Source organism: Gloeocapsopsis crepidinum LEGE 06123 (assembly GCF_015207655.1).
In the GTDB taxonomy this organism is placed as follows: Bacteria; Cyanobacteriota; Cyanobacteriia; order Cyanobacteriales; family Chroococcidiopsidaceae; genus Gloeocapsopsis; species Gloeocapsopsis crepidinum.
On sequence record NZ_JADEWN010000022.1, the window covers coordinates 54017 to 72205 of the forward strand.

Sequence of the window (18189 nt, forward strand, 5' to 3'; positions counted from 1 at the left end):
GTATAGCTTTTTATCTTCAAGAAACAGCGTGTTAGATTGAGCGAGTAAACATATTCCTTAAATCATTAAAATTCATAAATTTAGCAAAAAATCGCTTTATTTTTGAGAGAGCTTCCTGGTATGATAAAAGCTACTAAATGATTCTCTTTATAATGGAGATATAAGCACTTATAAAATTTTTGTATATATTTCCATTATTTTAAATATAACCCAATTTGTCAAAATAAGCAATAACAATTCGCCCTATTCTTATCTTCAATTTCATCCTGCACCTAGAGAAACGAATACTAGTTCTGTGGCTATTTTGCCATCACCGTGATTGATAGGGAAAACTTGATGCTTGCACTTTTCTTTACTGCATTGCTCTTAGGATTTATCTTTAATGCTGCACCTGGAGCAGTTTTTGCAGAGACGATTCGCCAAGGCGTTAGAGGTGGATTCAAACCTGCATTAGCTGTTCAAATTGGTTCGCTTGTAGGAGATGAGCTTTGGGCTGTATTAGGTTTGGCAGGCGTTGGATTACTGTTGCAATTAGACTTTTTACGCCTACCAGTTGGTATTGCTGGCATACTCTATTTACTTTGGCTAGCTTGGGATGCGTGGCAAGAGGCAAATGACGCAAGTATTCCAAACCCAAAGAGATTGGACGCGGTTAACTTATCGAGCGTGTGCGATTGCCTTTTTAGTCCTTGCGCTTTCCTCGCTACGAAACCTTTGGAGTTCATACGTATCTCCTCAAGACTTTATGCAGCCTCCAGCTATTCACAGCGAACCTTAATCAAGCCTATGCTATGTTCAAAGCGGATGGGTCGGTAGGATAGCTAAACCTGTTTTAACATTGACAACACAAGATTATTTCAGCAAAGCAGGCAAAATGAATTTCTACACCGTTATTCTGCGACAAAGTGCGGGTTATTGGGTTGCCTTATGTTTAGAAAACGGGATTGTGAGTCAGGGCGAGACACAGGATAGCGCCATTGGAAAATTAAAAGAGGCAATTGAGTCTTTTCAAGATAATTACAAGTCTAACTCTGATGTTTATTCTTCTCCCGTTCCGATCAAGGAATTACACGAGTTTTTAACGGTGGAGTCAAAAGAGCCTGCATCAGAAGTTTATGAATTTAGGGCAGTTTATGCCTAAAAATATTCCCTCGCTCAAGCCAAAGCAATTAATTAAACTGTTGGAAAAGGTAGGTTGCACGTTTTATAGAGAAGGCAAAGGGGATCACCGTCTTTATACCCGATACCCGTGTTGTCGAGGGGAAAACACGAGTAGTCCCAATTGATATGGGAGCAAAAGAGATGTCTCCTGCTTATGTGTTGCGAATTTTTAGGCAGTTCGGATTTACAGATGAAGAAATTGAGGATTTGTTGAAATAGGTGGTAAGTCCACGCAGGTGGACTTTGTCTATCTAGCAGCGAATTTATTCGCAAAGCATTCTAAAATCTCAATTCGCGGTTAAATGTTATGAGGTTGAGATAGTAGTAACGCTTTGTGTCTGAAAAACCTTCTCGTTCGTTAGCTGGAATTGCTGGAATTGTTGCAGCTGCAACCTTGCTGAGTAAACTTGTCGCCCTCGTGCGCCAACAAGCGATCGCAGCGGCGTTTGGTGTTGGTGTCGTGGCGAATGCTTATAGCTATGCCTACGTTGTTCCTAGCTTCTTCTGGGTGCTACTCGGCGGCGTAAATGGACCAATTCATAGTGCCATTGTCAGTGTCTTATCCAAACGCAGTAAACAAGAAGCCGCACAGTTAGTCGAAACAACAACCACACTCGTAAGTGGATTACTTATTTTCATTACAGTCATTTTAGTTGTCTTCGCCGACTTTGTTATTAGCTTAATAGGTCCGCAACTCAGTCCAACAACACAAGCGATCGCCAGTGTTCAACTGCGGATTATGGCACCGATGGCATTACTCGCAGGGTTAGTAGGTATTGGCTTTGGCACGTTAAACACCGCAAATCAATATTGGCTACTCTCAATTAGTCCAGTGCTTTCTAGCATCACAATTATTATTGGACTTGGAATCTTAGCCTTACAACTAGGAAACAATATCGTTTTACCGCAATACGTTCTACTAGGCGGACAAGTTTTAGCTTGGGGAACCCTTGCCGGTGCAATTTTACAATGGCTTGCCCAGTTGATTACACAGTGGCGATTAGGACTAGGTACACTCCGCTTAAGAGTTGATTTTCGCTCTCCTGGAGTCCGCGAAGTCATTAATATTATGGGTCCTGCAACGTTTTCATCAGGCACGATGCAGATCAATCTTTATACCGATCTGTTTTTTGCTTCAGGAATTGCCGGTGCAGCAGCAGCATTTAGCTACGCTGGTTTACTCGTGCAAACGCCCTTGGGCATTATTTCAAACATGATTTTGCTGCCCTTACTCCCGATACTTTCGCAGTTAGCCGCACCGGAAGATTGGGCAAATCTCAAGCTGCGCATTCGTCAAGGCTTACTCGTTACGGCAATTACAATGCTGCCATTGGGCGCGCTATTTGTTGCTTTAGCACTTCCCATTGTCCGAGTGATTTACGAACGTGGCGCTTTTGGGCAAGCCGGTTCGCAGTTAGTAGCATCGGTACTCATGGCTTATGGCATCGGTATGTTTGTCTACTTAGCGCGTGATGTCCTCGTAAGAGTATTTTATGCTTTAGGTGATGGCACAACTCCTTTTCGCGTTAGTTTGCTCAATATCATCCTCAATGCAGGACTTGATTACGTTCTGGTGAAGCCTTTTGGCGCGTCTGGGATTACGCTAGCAACCGTAGGAGTTAATTTTGCTTCAACGATTATGTTCCTCCTCATCCTCAACCGTCGGCTTAATGGTTTACCCTTGCGCGAGTGGAGTATCCCAATTTTGAGTTTAACCGCTAGCAGCTTTGTTGCTGGAACTGCGAGTTGGGCGACGCTTTGGGCTTCTCAACGTATACTCGGTAGTGAGGGCTTGATTGTTCAGTTGTTGCAGCTTACAGTATCTGGTTTAGTCGGACTTGGCATATTTGCCGCGATCGCCTTGCAAATGAAGTTACCTGAAGTTGATTTAGTGATATCACGCCTCCGCCAACGTTTTGCGAGATAACAAGCATTAAAACCGACTTTGATACTTCTCCACAATATCGATTAAGTTAACTTGACATTGCATCGGTAACAAATCAATCAAAGGAATTTCTCTTCTACCACCACCAATCTTAATTGGCATATTTTTCAAAATTTCTAGAACTTCGTCTTCATTAACAGAATTAGCCGAAAGTAGCGGATAGAATTTTTCTGCCAAAACCTTATGCAGCTTTGCATCAGAAAGGTAGAGATGCCATTTAGCAACATCAATGTAGACATTTTCACCGATTTCAGATGCTAAGGCTTCGAGAATTTCTGCTGTACTTTGATTAGCCATAATCTTAAGCTCAATATGTACTTAATCACAATCTAGTGTGCGATCTCTTGACTGCCACAATTTCTAATTAATCACAGATTTTCATCTATCCTTAAGTAGACTTTGGTGGAGTTTGCGGCTCAGAATAATCTGCGATCGCCGAAATATAAATTAAATGTACTAGCAACACCAGTAACCAACTTGCCGTTAACAAAGGAAGCCAAGTCCAAGTAATAGAATTGAGATTGTAGAAGAACCACAGCCCAGAATTTGTCACAGCAAAGACTGCGACGTGCATCGCAAAATTCATGCGATCGTCTAAGCGACGATAGGCTGGATCGCGGCGATCGGGTTTACGCGGCCAACGAGGAGGCATAAAGGGTTATTTTACTAACTATAAGATAGGTTTCATCACTTATTTTAGAATTTTCTGACACGTTATTGCTATTAAGTAACGAGTGACTAGTTAGGTTATAGTTTGCTGTCAGACGTTCGGGTGACAATGCAATCGCAGGCAACTCCAAACTAGGTGTTGGTCAACTTGTACTTGCAGTGGGAAACCCTCATGGGCTACACATAGCTTAACAACTGGCATTATTCTTTGCCTCGATCCTCAGTAGCAGTGGGTGATGGTAGATATGTGGCTTGCGCCTAGTCATTCTGGCGGTGCATGGGCTGACGCGGATCATTCCCCAGATGCACTACGCTGCAGAAATTATTGATTTTCTCTTACTTCTACTATCAGTAGCCTCCCATCTACTCCTTCTCCCGTTCAAGCATCAACTTCCAGAGAAATTGAGGTTTTGCGATCGCACGGCGCTTGGGTATTTCTGAGCATACTGTCAATTGTTACAAAGCTCAATGTTTCTAGTCGTACTGAAGCTGTCACAATTGGTGCCCAGCAAGAATGAATCATGCTTTAAATAATGCTATCAGAAAGCAAAAGACTTTCCTGATTCTTAACGAACCACAGAGAAGGTCACTTTCGTGCGGAGGATTCCTCTGTTGTAGAACCCTGCGTAGAAGTATCCGTAAAACAGAGATCGCAGAGTTAAGAATTAAGCGGAATAGTTTGTTTGAAATTAGTAATTTCTAATAAATTTCTCTCCAAGCTTCTACTGTGCCCTTGCCAATTTCACTGTCAATCGTTTCTCCACTTTCTGTTACTAATCTAATACTCACATTCTCAATCGGAGCAGTTTTTAAGGCATTAGCTACCGTAGGATTAACCGCGAATGTACTATTATTTCCGTCAAGTTGATAAACTTGTTCGCCAATTCTCACAAGTAGTCTGACAGTGTTTTGCGTGTTACTGGCGATCGCACATCTTGAAACTGGAAAACTGGCGTAAGGAAATCCTGTATATAAGTATTTATGTCTGCGATAAGCAAGAACGCGGGGTGCTAATAAGCGATTATACGAAAATCTTGTTGAATAGGCACAATTTCTCTCTCTAGAAGCTAATAAGAAACGAACTGAATTCGGACTCCAAAGACTTAATACTTCAAATCTGACGTTGTTATTGAGAAACCTACGATAAAAGTAGTTACGATCAAAAACTCCTAAGTAACTTCCTTCAAAAGGGTCGTTAATTTGTACAGGGCGCGACCAAGGAACATCCATATTTCGCCCCAAAGCTGAGGAACTTACAACAGGAACTTCTTGGGCAGCTTGTGCTATCCGACTAGGTACAATGCCAATGATAGAAATGTTAGTTACTGCAAGGCTTAGCAGGAATATTTGCCTAGTTCGATAAGTTATCTTGCTACTGAAGATGTTATTCATTTGCGTAGCCAAAATCGATGCACGTCTTATAATTATTTTAGCTATAAACTATATAAAGTGCGATCTCTCACATTTTGGATACTTTAATGAAAGTAATAAAACAAGAATTTTAGTTAAGTTTTAATATTCTTTTTAAACGAACTACAAAATCTGCACTTCCTATAGGAATCGTCAAAGAACAGGAAATAAAGAACAAAGATTTTATAAACAAGCTTAAGTACTAATTTATCAAAGAAATTGAAATCTAATTTTGTAGTAGGGAATATATCATAAATAACAAATTTACTGACAGAGGTATTGTGCGATCGCTACCAATTATTGGTAATTCACTTCTATCAACACTTACTCGACATTGGGAAAGCATGACTGTTGGATATAGTTGCATGAATGCGATCAGTGAATTCGATTTTGCCATGCCTAGAAACGCAATTAGCGTTGCTTTATTGTTCATCTACTGCGAACACTCGTGCAGTTATAAAACCTCAGCCAGCGAATAGATTACTAAATACATTCAAACTCAATCAAGTTAAAGATTTCATTGAAGAACACTTGGCAGAAGATATTACAATTGCTGATATGGCAGATGTTGTTCATTAGTCAATTTCATTTTGCCTGCACCTTTAAAATTACAACTGGAAAATCACTCCATTGTTATTTAACACAAAGACGTATTAAACGCGCTAAAGTGCTGCTATCTGTAACACAGTTTGCGATCGCAGAAGTAGCCTATCGTATTGGTTTCTACAATCAAAGTCACTTCACAGCACAGTTTCGCAAACTCACTGGAGTCACGCCAAAGCAGTATCGTGAGTGTTTATGATCAATTACCAGTTACCAATCACCATTCCGATGCTTAATAATCTCTATGAAATTGATTTCTATGCCTGGACTCAAGAACAAGCGAAATTACTCCGCGATTGTAAATGGCACGAACTTGACTTGCCAAATTTAATTGAGGAAATTGAGTCTTTGGGAAAACAACAACGCCAGGAATTGCGAAATTGCTTGAGTGTGTTGATTGGACATTTACTCAAGTGGGAATATCAACCCCAGCAGCGCAGTCGTAGCTGGTTAAGTACAATCCGAGTGCAGCGGTTCGATCTTAATGACCTATTACAGGAAAACCCTATCCTGAAATCATACCTTGAGGAAGCATTACAAAAAGCATATCGAAAAGGCATCGAGCTAGCTGCAGGAGAAACCAATCTACCTAACAAAACTTTTCCTGTTAACTGCACTTATACATTAGAGGAAATTTTGAGCGATCGCTTTTTCCCTAGCGAACCATATTCTGAAGAATAATCAAACTGCAAGATTTTGATAAAACGGCGCAAACATCGGGCACAAACTTCAATATCCTGTTGCGTAAATTAAGAACAACCGTATGAATTTCAGCGAATGGAAAAGTTGCGATCGTAACTGGTGGTAGTTCTGGTATTGGTAAAGCAACAGCGATCGCCTTTGCCAAAGTAGGTGCAAAAGTAGTTATTGCAGCACAGCGCACTCTAGAAGGTGAAGACACAATCAAGCAAATTCAACAAGCAGGTGGTGAAGGACTTTTTGTCAAAACAGATGTAACGCAAGCGCAAGAAGCAGCAGTTTAGTTATGTTCTGATGCAGCCTCATTCATTACTGGAGACAACCTTGTCATTTATACAGCAGTAAAGTCAGCTTTGTCTGTGCCATCTAGTGTAGATTTTGTACTCCTCAAGCGTAAGCTCTACTGTTATTTTAGTTAGAGCTTGTGTTACTCACTTTGATAATCTCCTGATTTACCACCAGACTTACTGACTAAACGAATTGATGCGATCGCAATTGACTTTTCTAAAGCTTTTGCCATGTCGTATAAAGTTAATGCTGCAACGGACACGGCTGTTAATGCTTCCATTTCAACACCTGTTTCCGCTTTAGTTTTAACTAACGCAGTAATTTGATAACCAGGTAAGTGTAAGTCAGGTTCAATCTGCACTTCTACTTTGTGTAAAGGTAAAGGGTGACATAAAGGAATTAAATTTGCTGTCTGTTTAGCCGCCATAATTCCTGCAAGTCTTGCAGTCCCCAAAACATCACCTTTGGGAGCATTTCCCGCCTGGATTGTAGCAAAAGTTTCGCTCAACATTCTGACACTTGCAGCCGCAACAGCTTGGCGGACAGTTGACGTTTTGTGCGAAACATCAACCATTTGGGCTTGCCCTTGATCGTCTAAGTGAGTCAAATGAGAGGAATTTTGAGAAATTTGTTCCATTTCACTTTTTCGTGATAGTATAGATACTCGCAAGAATAAAGCAAACAGCTTTTTTCAGGGCGTGTAGCTCAGTGGACTAGAGCACGTGGCTACGGACCACGGTGTCGGGGGTTCGAATCCCTCCTCGCCCGTTTTTTACCTTAATGCATAAACATCTCTACCTTTACCAAGTGCAAAGCGTAGGGAATGCGCCATATCTTTACTCGATTGAGTGAGAAAAACGGCGATCGCAAGCGTAGTCAAACCAGCCGCGAAGCCGAAAAGATGGCGATAACCAACTTGCTGCGCGATCGCCCCTAAAACAGGTCCAGCGATGGCAATTCCGACATCAAACCCCACCATACATAAGCCAAACATTCGTCCGCGTTCTTGAGGTAGCGTGCGATCGGCAACTAATGTAGCTACCATAGGGATCAAGATACCAGCTCCTAACCCTTCCACAAAACCAGCAATTAAAAATGCAGTAGGGCTATTAGCAAGCCACAACAGCAACATCGAGACGGTGTAAAAAATTAAGCTAATAGTAACAAATAAACCGCGTCCATAGCGATCGCTTGCCCTTCCTGTAGGAATGCGGATGATAAAACTGGCGATCGCCGCTGCAGTGTAAAACAACCCTACGTTAAAATCTACACCAACAGATTTAATATACAATGGCACAAATGTACTCAAAGTGCCAAACGCTAACCCAACCAACAGCAAGATCAGTGCTAAAGTCCGAATTCGAGGACTACCTAGCAGTTGCCAAAAACGGTTGTCAGTCGCTTGAGATTTTAGCAAATCAGCAACTGGGTTAGAGACTTGCGATGCAAATAATATTCCCAACACTCCCAAGCCAGCAGATAACGAAAATAAAGCCGTGTAACCAATGCTAGCTTGCAAATAACCACCTAAAGCAGGTCCCAACGCCATACCAATCGGATTCACTAGACTCATGTAACCGAGAATTTCCCCGCGACTTCTTGCAGGGGCGATATCTGCAACTAAGGTAGTGTAACCGCTCGAATAAGCTGCAATACTAATTCCATGAAATGCGCGAATCACCATTAACAGCCATAAAGATTTCACCATTAAGTAGCCTAACGGGGCTAAAGCAACCGTACTCAGGGCAACGATCAACACAAGTTTGCGACTGCGGAGATCTGCCAATTGTGCTAGCCAGGGACGCATAATTAATAGCCCAATCGCAAAACTTCCCATCACAACGCCAATTTGCTGCGGCGTCCCACCGAGATCGTTGATATAAAGTGGTAGCGTCGGCAACAACGAAGCCAAACTGGACCAAAATAATAAACCCGCAACAAAGAGGATCTGTAAGTTACGGCGCGGTTGAGGGTCAAGCGTCTGAAAAACGTTCAAAGTTCAGCTAGTTAGTAACGTGATTAAGTACGTAGGTTTCACTTCAAGGTTGGTAACTAATAGCGACCAGCAATTGGCTTATGTTCAATTACTAAGTGCTAAGTGCTTTGCGATGACCCACACACTATTGTTACTTTACTTAATATTTTTTCCTACAACCTCTCGCACACGATAGATAGGTCGCCCTTGAGATTCATGATAAGTACGCATCAGCAACTCTGCTAACAAACCAAAACTAAATAGCTGTACCCCAGCGATAAACAGCACAACTGCCAAAATCAATAGCGGACGATTCCCAATACTCTGCCCCAAACCCAGTTTCAAAAACGTTAAATACAGACCGATCGCCGTTCCCAACAGCATTGAAGCCAGCCCAAATAAACCAAATACGTGCATCGGGCGCGTCAGGAACGTTTTCATAAACCAGATGGTGAGTAAATCCATCAAAACCCGAAAAGTGCGCCACAAGCCATACTTGCTTTTACCAAACCGCCGTGCATGATGACGTACTGGTAATTCAGTGATTCGCGCCCCCTCAATAAAAGCCAACGCTGGCAGAAAGCGGTGTAACTCCCCATATAAATGCATATCCTTGACAAGTTCTGCATTATATGCTTTTAAAGAACAACCATAATCATGTAACTGCACCCCAGTTACCCGCCCAATCAACCAATTGGCAATCTTAGAAGGCAACAACCGCGTCAAAGCTGCATCTTGTCTTTTGTGACGCCAACCACTCACCAAGTCATATCCTTCTTTCAACTTAGCAAGCAACAACAGAATATCCGCTGGATCGTTCTGCAAGTCACCATCCAAAGTGACAATCGCCTGACCCAAAGCATAATTAAACCCCGCAGCCATCGCTGCCGTTTGCCCATAATTGCGCCGCAACAACACAGCCCGTAAATCAGGGCGCAGCAATGCTTGCTGCTTCAACCAGTCCGCCGAACCATCCCGCGAACCATCGTCAACACAAATAATCTCATAACTGTACTGCGACTGCTGCAAACTCGAAGCGATCGCCTCAATCAAATACGGCAAACTCTCCACCTCGTTATAAACTGGCACCACCACCGAAACATCAGGGCAATCCACCAAGAACCCATCTTGCCCCACACTCCCTGCCACAACTATGCTTTTCATCTACCCTCTGCGTCCTCTACGCCTAATAAGGTTCGTAACTCTCAATAATCCTTCCAGCACCCCTTAACTGCTGATAATACGACCGACTCACCTTATCTCCTTGTTCCGACAACCGATCGATGCCAATTCCATTTCGTCCCATCTTCTCCCCAGAACTATGAACATAACAACCATCCCCCAAATAAAGCCCTACATGAGTCGCCCTCTCAACCCCAAAAAACACTAAATCGCCTGGGATCATTTCCTCTACCGTAATTGCTAGCGCAAACTTTTCCTGCTGATACGCATCTCTAGGCAACCACACACCCACTGAAGCAAACGCCGCTTGCATCAAACCCGAACAATCGTAATTAGGTCCTACGGTACCACCCCAAAAGTAATAATTTGGTTGCTGCATCGCCGCCTGAGTAAATGCAATGACTCGCGGAATTAACTTTCTAATTTCCATCTCTGCTACACACTTAGCTTGATACGCCTGCGATGCAACTTTCAACCCTGCAACATCCGATCGTGACAACCAACCAGGATAGCCATCTTCACATAAACACACCGCGATTGCCGCATCCTCAACAATTGAGATTATCTGCAAATGCCGCCCTGTAGCTGCCTGCGTTGCCAAGTGATCGCACTGCGCTGAATCATAAATATTCAGATGCGTTTGACACTCATATTCAGTTATTTGTAACTCTTTTACGGTCATTTTTGTTGCTTTCTGACCTACTTCTTATAATCTAGTAATTTAATTCACTATCTTAAAAGCTAATCGCTAATTGCTACTTATGACTTTTTTCTTACAAGACAAACAACTAAAAAATTCAGGCGATCGCATTTTACAAGCAACCTGGGCAGAATTTCCGCAATTGCCTCAAAATTCTTTAGCTTTGACATGGATTGTCTACGACTCTCCGGTTCCGGTAAACACTGGTGGGGCTTTAAGTCCTAATGCTTTTTGGAATTATCAAGTGCGAGGATTTAGTTATCGTGGTGATGAACGGATTTATCCTGCAAGTGTCGTCAAACTGTTTTACCTCGTCGCGATCCACGAATGGTTAGAAAATGGCATGGTGCAGACTTCGAGTGAGTTGGAACGCGCGATGCGCGATATGATTGTCGATTCGAGTAATGATGCTACAAGCTTAGTTGTAGATGTTTTGAGTGGTACAACAAGCGGTCCTGAATTGCCACAAGGTCCGTTTGAAACTTGGAAATCACAGCGTAATATCGTCAATCGCTACTTTCAGTCATTGGGCTGGGAAGAAATTGAAAAGATTAATGTGAATCAAAAAACGTGGTGTGAAGGTCCCTACGGGCGAGAGAGAATGTATTTGGGCGAGATGATGCAAAATCGCAATATGCTAACGACGAATGCAACAGCGCGGTTATTGCACAGTATTATTGGGGGCGTGGCGGTATCGAGTGAGCGATCGCTGGCGATGATGGCTTTGCTGCAACGCGATCTTAAAGAGTTAGCGACTGATTTGGAAGAAAATCAAGTGACGGGTTTTTTGGGTGGTGGTTTACCGGATGATGCGCAGTTGTGGTCGAAGGCTGGATGGACAACTCAAGTACGCAATGATGCAGCTTATGTTGAGATTCCTGGGAAGCAGCCTTATCTTTTAGTGGTGTTTGTTGAAGGTAGGGCGCATAGTCAGAATCACCAGCTTTTGCCGTTTATTTCGCAGCAGGTTGTGCGGGAGGTTGGAGGTTTTTAACGAACTACTCCAGGTGCAGAGGATAGAGGTAAGAGTTCGATTCGGAAGTTCTTCTCCCTCGTAGAGAAATATGCCGCGCGAGCAAACTATGATACTCCTGCAACTGGATATAAAACTCACAGATGGTTATTGCGGCACAATCAACCTGTGCGTATGACGCAAGCGGAACTTGAAGCCCAGCCAGAATGGAAAGAATTTGGTACAGAGGCAGGAAAGTATCCACCGATTGCAAGGTTGGCTTGCTGTGCCGATTGTCGGACGAAATAGAACCAACTGGAGATTATTGCAACTGTCGGATAAGTACAACGGCGAGTTCACTGAAGAATAGGATAATATCCTTTTGGCTTCAAGCCGACTGATTTACCGCCATGAATCATTCCTTGAATCTCTGGCTCAAAGAAGCTGTAGGGAAATTGAGGCTCAGGACAACTAATTGCATCAAGGCGATCGCTCAATTCGGTGGGAATCTCAAAATCTAATGCTTTGAGATTATCTTCTAATTGCGATAGCTTCGTCGCTCCCACAATCACCGAACCAATACCAGGTTGATTCGCTGTCCAGTTAACCGCTGAATGGATATTGAGACTGCCCGCTTGAGCTAGTCCTTTGAATCGAAGGCTGTCAGCTTGCTCTATCACTTCGACAGGCTGTGGAGTAGTATGGATAACAATCAGATGACTAAGAAGTGATTCAACCACAAGCTCTTGGGGCGCAATGTTGTGGACTTGAAAAATTTCGAGATCTTGCCAATCAGACTGAGTGCGACTCAATGCTCATCTGTCATCGCTCGCCTGATTTTGCTGCATCTTCCCCCACAATGCCTTGTCGCGTACAAGATTACTGAGAACTGAGCTTCTTCTAGTAGTTCAACACTAAGGTTTTTAAAAGAGTATCTACCTTGTCTTCATTTTGTCAACACCCTTAAGGACAAAGACTTACAGAGAATCTCACATCAACTGAAGACCAATCACTCACGTAACCAAGATATCTTATCCTACCCTGATCTCCGACCCCTGAACCGGTAGGTTTGCGCTTGCGCGTCCTTTGACCTCTGCTGAATAGCAAATTCCAGCTTGTTTGAAGCGGTTGAGCACTTCTTGGAGGCGATCGCATTCGGCAATCAAACTAATCCGCACGTAGCCTTCGCCCGCAGCACCAAACGCGTTTCCTGGAGTGACGACAACTCCAGTTTGCTGTAATACATCAAGCGCGAAGTTTGTCGAAGTTGTGTCTTTGGGACAAGGTACCCACAAATACATTGTTGCTTTGGTTTTGGGAATATTCCAACCGAGTTCAGCTAATCCTTGAATTAGGAAATCGCGGCGTTGTTGATAGCGTTGTTGCACTTCGTGTAAATACACGTCGGGAAGTTGAAGTGCAGTTTCGGCGGCGGTTTGCAGTGCGGCGAAAATACCGTAATCTAAGTTTGTTTTGAGCGTGCGTAAGCCTTGAATGATATGGCGATTTCCGACAACAAAGCCGACGCGCCAGCCTGCCATGTTGTATGTTTTAGACAGTGTATGAAATTCAACGCCAATTTCTTTCGCACCAGGAATTTCAAGTAAACTCGTAGGTTGATAGCCATCAAAGGCAAGTTCGGCGTAGCACAAATCGTGAACTAACAAGATTTCGTATTTGCGGGCGAAGGCGACAATTTCGGTAAAAAATTCGCGTGGTGCAGTCGCTCCCGTAGGATTGCTAGGATAATTGAAATATAGAATTTTGGCTTTTTGGGCAACGTCTGCGGGAATTTTTGATAAGTCGATGAGCCAATCGTTTTCGGGTGACAAATTTAAGCTATAAACTTCACCACCTGCAATGACAGGGGCACGAAAGTGTGCGGGATATGCAGGAGAAGGAACTAAAACAACATCGCCAGGATTAATATAGGCGATCGCTAAGTGACCTAATCCTTCTTTGGAACCGAGTAACGGTAATGCTTCACTGTCAGGATCGAGTTTCACTGCATAACGACGATAATACCAATCTGTAATTGCCCGTCGGAAACTCGCTGTTCCTTCAAAGGGAGGATAACCGTGATTTTTTGAGTTTTGTAAGGCAGCGATCGCGGCTTCTACGACAGGTTGCGGTGTCGCACCATCGGGGTTTCCCATTCCCAAATCAATTAAATCCAGCCCTTGTTCCCGCGCTTTAGCTTTGAGTTCGTCTAAGCGGGCAAACACATACGGGGGCAATTTTTGGATGCGATCGGCTGGACTTATCCAATTCAAGCTCATTCAGTTACCTCATCGGGAATCATCCTCACAGAAGGATTGAGGGAATTACTCATCGGTGCTGTCGTCGAAACCATTGCCGCCATCAGTTGTTCGGGTGCAACTTTAAAGGGTAATCGGTGAATATCCGACTTCGGATCGCAGGCGATCTCAACACACCTTTGCAGGTCTTCTATTGTAATACTCCCCATGCCCAATTCATTCAACGTTTTTGGTAAACCAATTTCGTCGTAAAATTTAAGTAATTGTTGCCGTGCGGTAGCCGCGAGTTGATTGCCTTGCAGCATTTCTTCTAACCGCAGTTGTACCAAAATCCCATAGGCAACTTTTTCACCATGAATGCTGTGGTGGATATGTAGATGCGTCAACCCATTATGTACCGCATGGGCGGCGACAGTCCGACATTGCGCCCCACCAAGTCCCCCAATCACGCCAGCAAGTAATACGGTTGCATCGACAACTTCACGCCATACCGCGCTTCCTGGTGCTTGAAGTGCGGCGACAGATTTTTGAAAGAGAATATCGCGTAATACTCGTGCTTGTTGTACGGCAGCGATGGTTAGAGTATCTTCAGAAGCGGCGCTACTAACAGAAGCTTCGTACCACTTCGCTAATGCATCACCAATTCCGGCAACTAAGGTATGTAGAGGTGCCGTTTGAATTAAGTCGTAATCGAGTAGCACCAAGTTAGGACACCGCGACAAGCTAACGTCGTAAAGAAAGCCGCCATCGTCAGTATAAATGTTAGAAAGTGCTGTCCAAGCAGCACACGTTGCTGCAGATGTTGGGATAGTACCTACAGGTAAATTGCAATGATGTGCAAGTAGTTTTGCTGTATCGAGGGCTTTACCACCTCCCGCACCAATAATTAGATCGGCTTGATGCGCGGCTACGGCTTGTTTTAGAGATACTAAAGTTGCTTCACTTGAATCGGAACCATAATTAGCCGTTTCTATTTGTAATTGCTGCTGTTCTAATACAGGTTGTAGAACGGGTAAGGTAACAGCAAGCGTGCGATCGCCTCCCACAAGTAACGGACGTTTGCCCAAAGCGGCAATTTCTTCTCCCGATTGCGACAAAATCTGCACTCCCCGCAACACTCGTGCGGGTGCAACAGCAAGCGTCAGGACGTTAGTAGCAGTTTGAGTCGTTTGATTCATCGAAGCTTAGTTTATCTTAGAATTATGCTGAAGATTTAGGTAATTTTGCGAACTTATCAGAAAAAATTTCGATCTGGATTTGCTCGTCTTCGCGATTTCGTAGCGATCGCTTAACATTTCCCAAATATAGTGGTTGAGAAACTCCCAATTCAGGATGAATAATTGTCCGCGCGCGGATATTTAGTTGATCTTGCTCCTGACCTAAGCGACCATATGAGAATAAGTCGCTAGCTGCTTGTCTTAAAGTCGCATCGAGTTCTGTCTCGGTAATTGTTGGCGGTACAGCAATGACTGCTTGTGTTGCCCCATTGTCATATATTACCGAAAACCGTACCGCACCAGGGATGACAGTGCGCATAATGGGGACTAAACTGAGGGCAAACAAACCTCCTGTCAGTACCGCCATAAAACCTGTAACTCCCACCAACTGAAACCGCACACCCCATTTAAAGAGAAAACCGGCGATCGCCAACACTGCGACAATCAGTGTCGCGATCCCTGCCCATTGCGTGAGTTGAAAAAATTCGGATGTTGTGATCATGACGTTGGTAAGGTGTAATATAAAGCGCTTAGCTTTTAGCAATTAGCTAAATCCTGTAGATAAATTCGAGCGCAAGAAAAACAAGGTCAAACGTATCATAATTTACGTGTCTTCGTTACTGACAAACCCAGTATTAGCAAGATCGTGAGTCGATTCTAATGCAGCTTTCAAGGTGTGCCAAGTGAGGTTTGCACATTTAATCCGTACGGGAAATTGTGAAACGCCTTGCATGACGTTAAGTTTACGGAGTTCTTTGGGAAACTCATCTTCGCCTTTCATCATATTTTGAAAGCGCTGCACCATTGATAATGCTTCAGTAACTTGCTTACCACGCAACACATCTGCCATTAAATCTGCTGACGCCATTGCGATCGCACACCCTTCGCCTTCAAATTTCACATCTTCAATTGTGTCACCAGCGTCGTTTAGCTTGAGTGTAAGTTCAATCGTATCTCCACATGAAGGATTGTGCCCGCGTTGCTGACGATGCACAGGATTTGTTTTACCTTTGTGCCGTGGTTTTTTATAGTGTTCTAAAATGACCTGTTGATACAGATCGCGTACATTACTCAATGCCATAATTGCTGTTGTCATTAAGCGTTTTTATTGTCCATATCGATCCTATCAGTCTGCAACAGGTGTTATGGGGTAATCTATACTTTTTGCCTTAGTCTACAATTCCGACTCATTTCAAAGTGGTGGTCAATTCTGTCATAAATTCAACAAAAGTGCGGACTTTAGCTGATAGATATCGTTTTTGGGGAAATACAACGGCGATCGGTAATCCCGCCTGAGGCGTGTAGCTTCGTAGAATCGGTTGGAGTAGACCTATGCGCATGAATGCGAGTGCGAATGAATTCGCCACTATACAAACGAAGTCCACCTCCGTGGACTTACTGTTAAATCTTTATTTAAGTAGCCTCGAAGGGAGTCGGAAGGAAGGCATTTGTGATTCAGGCAAAAGGTCTAATAGCTGCACTTTGAATCGCTGCTTTTAGGACTTCGGCATTATCAAACAATGGTTATCGCTACTCGTGCCAATCCGCACGGTTGCATCAATGTCAAGATAAACTAAAGCGCAAGGAATATAACACTTAGCCACTGTTTGGGTGTTGTCATTCAGCTTCACTAAAGCAGTCGATGATTTCTTGTCCTAAAACTATTGATTACTGAGGTTTGTATTTAACAATTTCGCTAGCGTTAATCATCTTGAAAAGTCGCGATCGCATTTTTTGCGTAACTTCGTTTTAATTTACCGCACAAGAGATCAAAGATTGGGATTATTTTCCGATCCCTGACCTCTGACCTCTTTTAAACGACTTGTGTTTGCTGCAACAGTTGCAATGTTCCTTCCAAGTCTCTCAAGTTACTCAAGTCAATTTCGGGAGTTTGACTTTCAATTTGGTTGAGTGACACGAGTTCTCCTTGCGGTGTTACTCCTGAAGCTAAAGGATACTCTCTAGTTTCGGTAGCAAAATAGTTTTGTGCATCAGAACTCAACAAGTATTCTACAAATCGCTGAGCAATGTTAGGATGCCTCGCTGAATTAAGAATTGCCACACCAGCAACATTAACTAAAGAACCAACATCGTTAGTAAAGTGATGTTCTACTGGAACTTGCGGGTTTTCTTGCTTGATTCGTTCTAAGTAGTAGTGATTCACAAATCCTACAGCTACTTCTCCACGCGTTAAGCCTTCCAGGATAGCAGTATTATTTGAAAAAGTTCTAGGTTCGTTAGCGCGAATACCTTCTAACCATTTTCTTGCTTGCTCTTCTCCCTGAGAGACGCGTAAAGCTGTGACGAAAGCCTGAAATGACCCATTAGTCGGCGCCCAACCAATTCGTCCTCTCCAAGTAGGCTCAGTGAAGCCAAAGATTGATTGTGGTAGTTCCCCTGGTTGCACCAAATTAGTATTGTAATCAACTGTTCGTACTCTCCCTGTAATACCAATCCATTGTCCTTCAGGCGAACGATAACGGCTGTTAACTTGATTTAACAGACTTTCTGGCAATTGCGCAGTTCTACCTTCTTGTTGCAGTGCACCCAATGCCCCTGCATCTTGCCCAAAGAAAACATCGGCTGGACTATTATTCCCTTCTTCTAAAATTGTTGCGGCGAGTTCTGCGGTGTCTCCATAACGAACTTGAACATTCGCGCCAGTTTCTTGTCTAAATTGTTCGATGAGTTGACCAATTAATTCTTCATTGCGACCAGAGTAGATGACCAACTCGTTCTCAAGAGGGCCTGCAGGTGAAGCCGTTGTTGCAGGTGATGTGGCTGGTGATGTTGTGGTGGTAGTCGTTTGGTTATCTGCGCATGCGATCGCCATCCCTCCGCTTGCAGTTGCTAATCCTACTAAGTATACAAACTTACGACGTCTCACTATTGCCTCCTTATCTCAATAACGCTTGCAACCTGATCTTAATTATTCACTAAATTTGTTTAAAATAATCCTTAAAGAAAATGACACGCGCATGACAATAATCTTGTTTGCCGATTATACGAACTTGCGTTCTAAAGAACAATTAGGGTAGGGTGCAGTTAACCGAGAAACGAGCACTGTTATGGCAAGAGTCAGTCGAGTTGTAGCCCACCAGAGCGTTGAAGAAGTTAAGCAGAAGCTGGC

Annotated in this window: 24 protein-coding genes, 1 tRNA gene and 1 pseudogene; 10 read left to right on the top strand and 16 right to left on the bottom strand. The window is 43.4% G+C overall.

The genetic code is table 11. From position 1 onward, the window contains the following. The first annotated feature begins 336 nt into the window (after positions 1–336). The 4 genes and pseudogenes from IQ230_RS10865 to murJ all read left to right on the top strand — a co-directional run bounded on the left by IQ230_RS10865 (position 337) and on the right by murJ (position 3088). A complete protein-coding gene (locus tag IQ230_RS10865) occupies positions 337–816 on the top strand; it encodes a LysE family transporter (RefSeq protein WP_193932016.1) in 480 nt (159 codons plus the stop codon). 58 nt (positions 817–874) lie between these two features. Next, positions 875–1141 (top strand): type II toxin-antitoxin system HicB family antitoxin, encoded by a 267-nt coding sequence (locus IQ230_RS10870; RefSeq protein WP_193932035.1) that lies wholly within the window; start codon positions 875–877, stop codon positions 1139–1141. Beyond that, positions 1134–1380: pseudogene (locus IQ230_RS27660) on the top strand (type II toxin-antitoxin system HicA family toxin). The gene IQ230_RS10870 and the pseudogene IQ230_RS27660 overlap by 8 nt, the downstream one beginning before the upstream one ends. A gap of 115 nt (positions 1381–1495) precedes the next feature. Next, complete coding sequence (murJ, locus tag IQ230_RS10875; protein ID WP_193932017.1) at positions 1496–3088, top strand: murein biosynthesis integral membrane protein MurJ; 1593 nt, start codon at positions 1496–1498, stop codon at positions 3086–3088. Positions 3089–3094: 6 nt separating this feature from the next. Here the strand turns inward: murJ and IQ230_RS10880 are convergent, their stop codons facing one another. The 4 genes from IQ230_RS10880 to IQ230_RS10895 all read right to left on the bottom strand — a co-directional run bounded on the left by IQ230_RS10880 (position 3095) and on the right by IQ230_RS10895 (position 5167). After that, a complete protein-coding gene (locus IQ230_RS10880) occupies positions 3095–3403 on the bottom strand; it encodes a DUF3181 family protein (RefSeq protein WP_193932018.1) in 309 nt (102 codons plus the stop codon). A 91-nt stretch (positions 3404–3494) separates the two neighbouring features. After that, on the bottom strand, positions 3495–3758 hold the full coding sequence (locus IQ230_RS10885) for a 2TM domain-containing protein (protein WP_193932019.1): 264 nt from the start codon (positions 3756–3758) through the stop codon (positions 3495–3497). A gap of 396 nt (positions 3759–4154) precedes the next feature. Beyond that, positions 4155–4298, bottom strand: coding sequence for a hypothetical protein (locus IQ230_RS10890; RefSeq protein ID WP_193932020.1), 144 nt, complete (start codon positions 4296–4298; stop codon positions 4155–4157). A 176-nt stretch (positions 4299–4474) separates the two neighbouring features. Continuing rightward, positions 4475–5167, bottom strand: coding sequence for a hypothetical protein (locus tag IQ230_RS10895; protein ID WP_193932021.1), 693 nt, complete (start codon positions 5165–5167; stop codon positions 4475–4477). 387 nt (positions 5168–5554) lie between these two features. Between IQ230_RS10895 and IQ230_RS26585 the strand changes: the two genes are divergently transcribed. The 3 genes from IQ230_RS26585 to IQ230_RS10905 are packed head-to-tail and all read left to right on the top strand — an operon-like array spanning position 5555 to position 6469. Continuing rightward, a complete protein-coding gene (locus IQ230_RS26585) occupies positions 5555–5764 on the top strand; it encodes a hypothetical protein (RefSeq protein WP_228054749.1) in 210 nt (69 codons plus the stop codon). Beyond that, positions 5751–5987 carry a helix-turn-helix transcriptional regulator gene (locus IQ230_RS26590; protein WP_228054750.1) on the top strand — a complete coding sequence of 79 codons (237 nt, stop codon included), beginning with the start codon at positions 5751–5753 and terminating at the stop codon, positions 5985–5987. The genes IQ230_RS26585 and IQ230_RS26590 overlap by 14 nt, the downstream gene beginning before the upstream one ends. Further along, the gene (locus IQ230_RS10905; protein WP_228054751.1) at positions 5984–6469 is read left to right on the top strand and encodes a DUF29 domain-containing protein; all 486 of its coding nucleotides are present in this window, start codon (positions 5984–5986) and stop codon (positions 6467–6469) included. Before IQ230_RS26590 ends, IQ230_RS10905 begins: the two co-directional genes overlap by 4 nt. On the opposite strand, the gene IQ230_RS27355 is transcribed toward IQ230_RS10905, so the two are convergent. Next, the gene (locus IQ230_RS27355) at positions 6444–6689 is read right to left on the bottom strand and encodes a hypothetical protein (protein WP_265576206.1); all 246 of its coding nucleotides are present in this window, start codon (positions 6687–6689) and stop codon (positions 6444–6446) included. The two genes, IQ230_RS10905 and IQ230_RS27355, sit on opposite strands and share 26 nt — an antisense overlap. On the opposite strand from IQ230_RS27355, the gene IQ230_RS10910 reads away from it, so the two are divergent. Next, positions 6622–6771 (top strand): hypothetical protein, encoded by a 150-nt coding sequence (locus tag IQ230_RS10910; RefSeq protein WP_322742389.1) that lies wholly within the window; start codon positions 6622–6624, stop codon positions 6769–6771. The genes IQ230_RS27355 and IQ230_RS10910 overlap by 68 nt on opposite strands. Before the next feature lie 143 nt (positions 6772–6914). Here the strand turns inward: IQ230_RS10910 and moaC are convergent, their stop codons facing one another. Then, the gene (gene moaC / locus IQ230_RS10915) at positions 6915–7412 is read right to left on the bottom strand and encodes a cyclic pyranopterin monophosphate synthase MoaC (protein ID WP_193932022.1); all 498 of its coding nucleotides are present in this window, start codon (positions 7410–7412) and stop codon (positions 6915–6917) included. 57 nt (positions 7413–7469) lie between these two features. Here moaC and IQ230_RS10920 point away from each other — a divergent pair. Continuing rightward, positions 7470–7543: transfer RNA gene (locus IQ230_RS10920), tRNA-Arg, on the top strand. A gap of 4 nt (positions 7544–7547) precedes the next feature. On the opposite strand, the gene IQ230_RS10925 is transcribed toward IQ230_RS10920, so the two are convergent. The 3 genes from IQ230_RS10925 to IQ230_RS10935 form a co-directional block, all read right to left on the bottom strand. Further along, the gene (locus IQ230_RS10925) at positions 7548–8771 is read right to left on the bottom strand and encodes an MFS transporter (RefSeq protein ID WP_193932023.1); all 1224 of its coding nucleotides are present in this window, start codon (positions 8769–8771) and stop codon (positions 7548–7550) included. A gap of 135 nt (positions 8772–8906) precedes the next feature. Further along, positions 8907–9914 (bottom strand): glycosyltransferase family 2 protein, encoded by a 1008-nt coding sequence (locus IQ230_RS10930; RefSeq protein ID WP_193932024.1) that lies wholly within the window; start codon positions 9912–9914, stop codon positions 8907–8909. A 22-nt stretch (positions 9915–9936) separates the two neighbouring features. Then, positions 9937–10614, bottom strand: a complete 678-nt coding sequence (locus tag IQ230_RS10935) for a C40 family peptidase (RefSeq protein WP_193932025.1) — start codon at positions 10612–10614, stop codon at positions 9937–9939. Positions 10615–10693: 79 nt separating this feature from the next. Here IQ230_RS10935 and IQ230_RS10940 point away from each other — a divergent pair, with 79 nt between their 5' ends. After that, entirely contained in the window at positions 10694–11626 is a 933-nt protein-coding gene (locus IQ230_RS10940; RefSeq protein WP_193932026.1) for a serine hydrolase, read from the top strand. 314 nt (positions 11627–11940) lie between these two features. Here IQ230_RS10940 and IQ230_RS26595 read toward each other — a convergent pair whose 3' ends face one another. From IQ230_RS26595 to IQ230_RS10980, 7 genes are all read right to left on the bottom strand, one after another. Next, positions 11941–12396, bottom strand: a complete 456-nt coding sequence (locus IQ230_RS26595) for an aldo/keto reductase (RefSeq protein ID WP_228054752.1) — start codon at positions 12394–12396, stop codon at positions 11941–11943. A gap of 219 nt (positions 12397–12615) precedes the next feature. Continuing rightward, positions 12616–13863, bottom strand: coding sequence for an aspartate aminotransferase (locus tag IQ230_RS10955; protein WP_193932027.1), 1248 nt, complete (start codon positions 13861–13863; stop codon positions 12616–12618). Further along, complete coding sequence (locus tag IQ230_RS10960) at positions 13860–15020, bottom strand: iron-containing alcohol dehydrogenase family protein (protein ID WP_193932028.1); 1161 nt, start codon at positions 15018–15020, stop codon at positions 13860–13862. Before IQ230_RS10960 ends, IQ230_RS10955 begins: the two co-directional genes overlap by 4 nt. Before the next feature lie 22 nt (positions 15021–15042). Beyond that, positions 15043–15561, bottom strand: coding sequence for a Ycf51 family protein (locus IQ230_RS10965; RefSeq protein WP_193932029.1), 519 nt, complete (start codon positions 15559–15561; stop codon positions 15043–15045). A 102-nt stretch (positions 15562–15663) separates the two neighbouring features. Next, entirely contained in the window at positions 15664–16155 is a 492-nt protein-coding gene (gene sufU, locus IQ230_RS10970) for a Fe-S cluster assembly sulfur transfer protein SufU (RefSeq protein ID WP_228054753.1), read from the bottom strand. A 91-nt stretch (positions 16156–16246) separates the two neighbouring features. Then, complete coding sequence (locus IQ230_RS10975) at positions 16247–16426, bottom strand: hypothetical protein (protein WP_228054754.1); 180 nt, start codon at positions 16424–16426, stop codon at positions 16247–16249. 446 nt (positions 16427–16872) lie between these two features. Continuing rightward, complete coding sequence (locus IQ230_RS10980) at positions 16873–17946, bottom strand: iron ABC transporter substrate-binding protein (protein WP_193932031.1); 1074 nt, start codon at positions 17944–17946, stop codon at positions 16873–16875. Positions 17947–18189 lie beyond the last annotated feature (243 nt).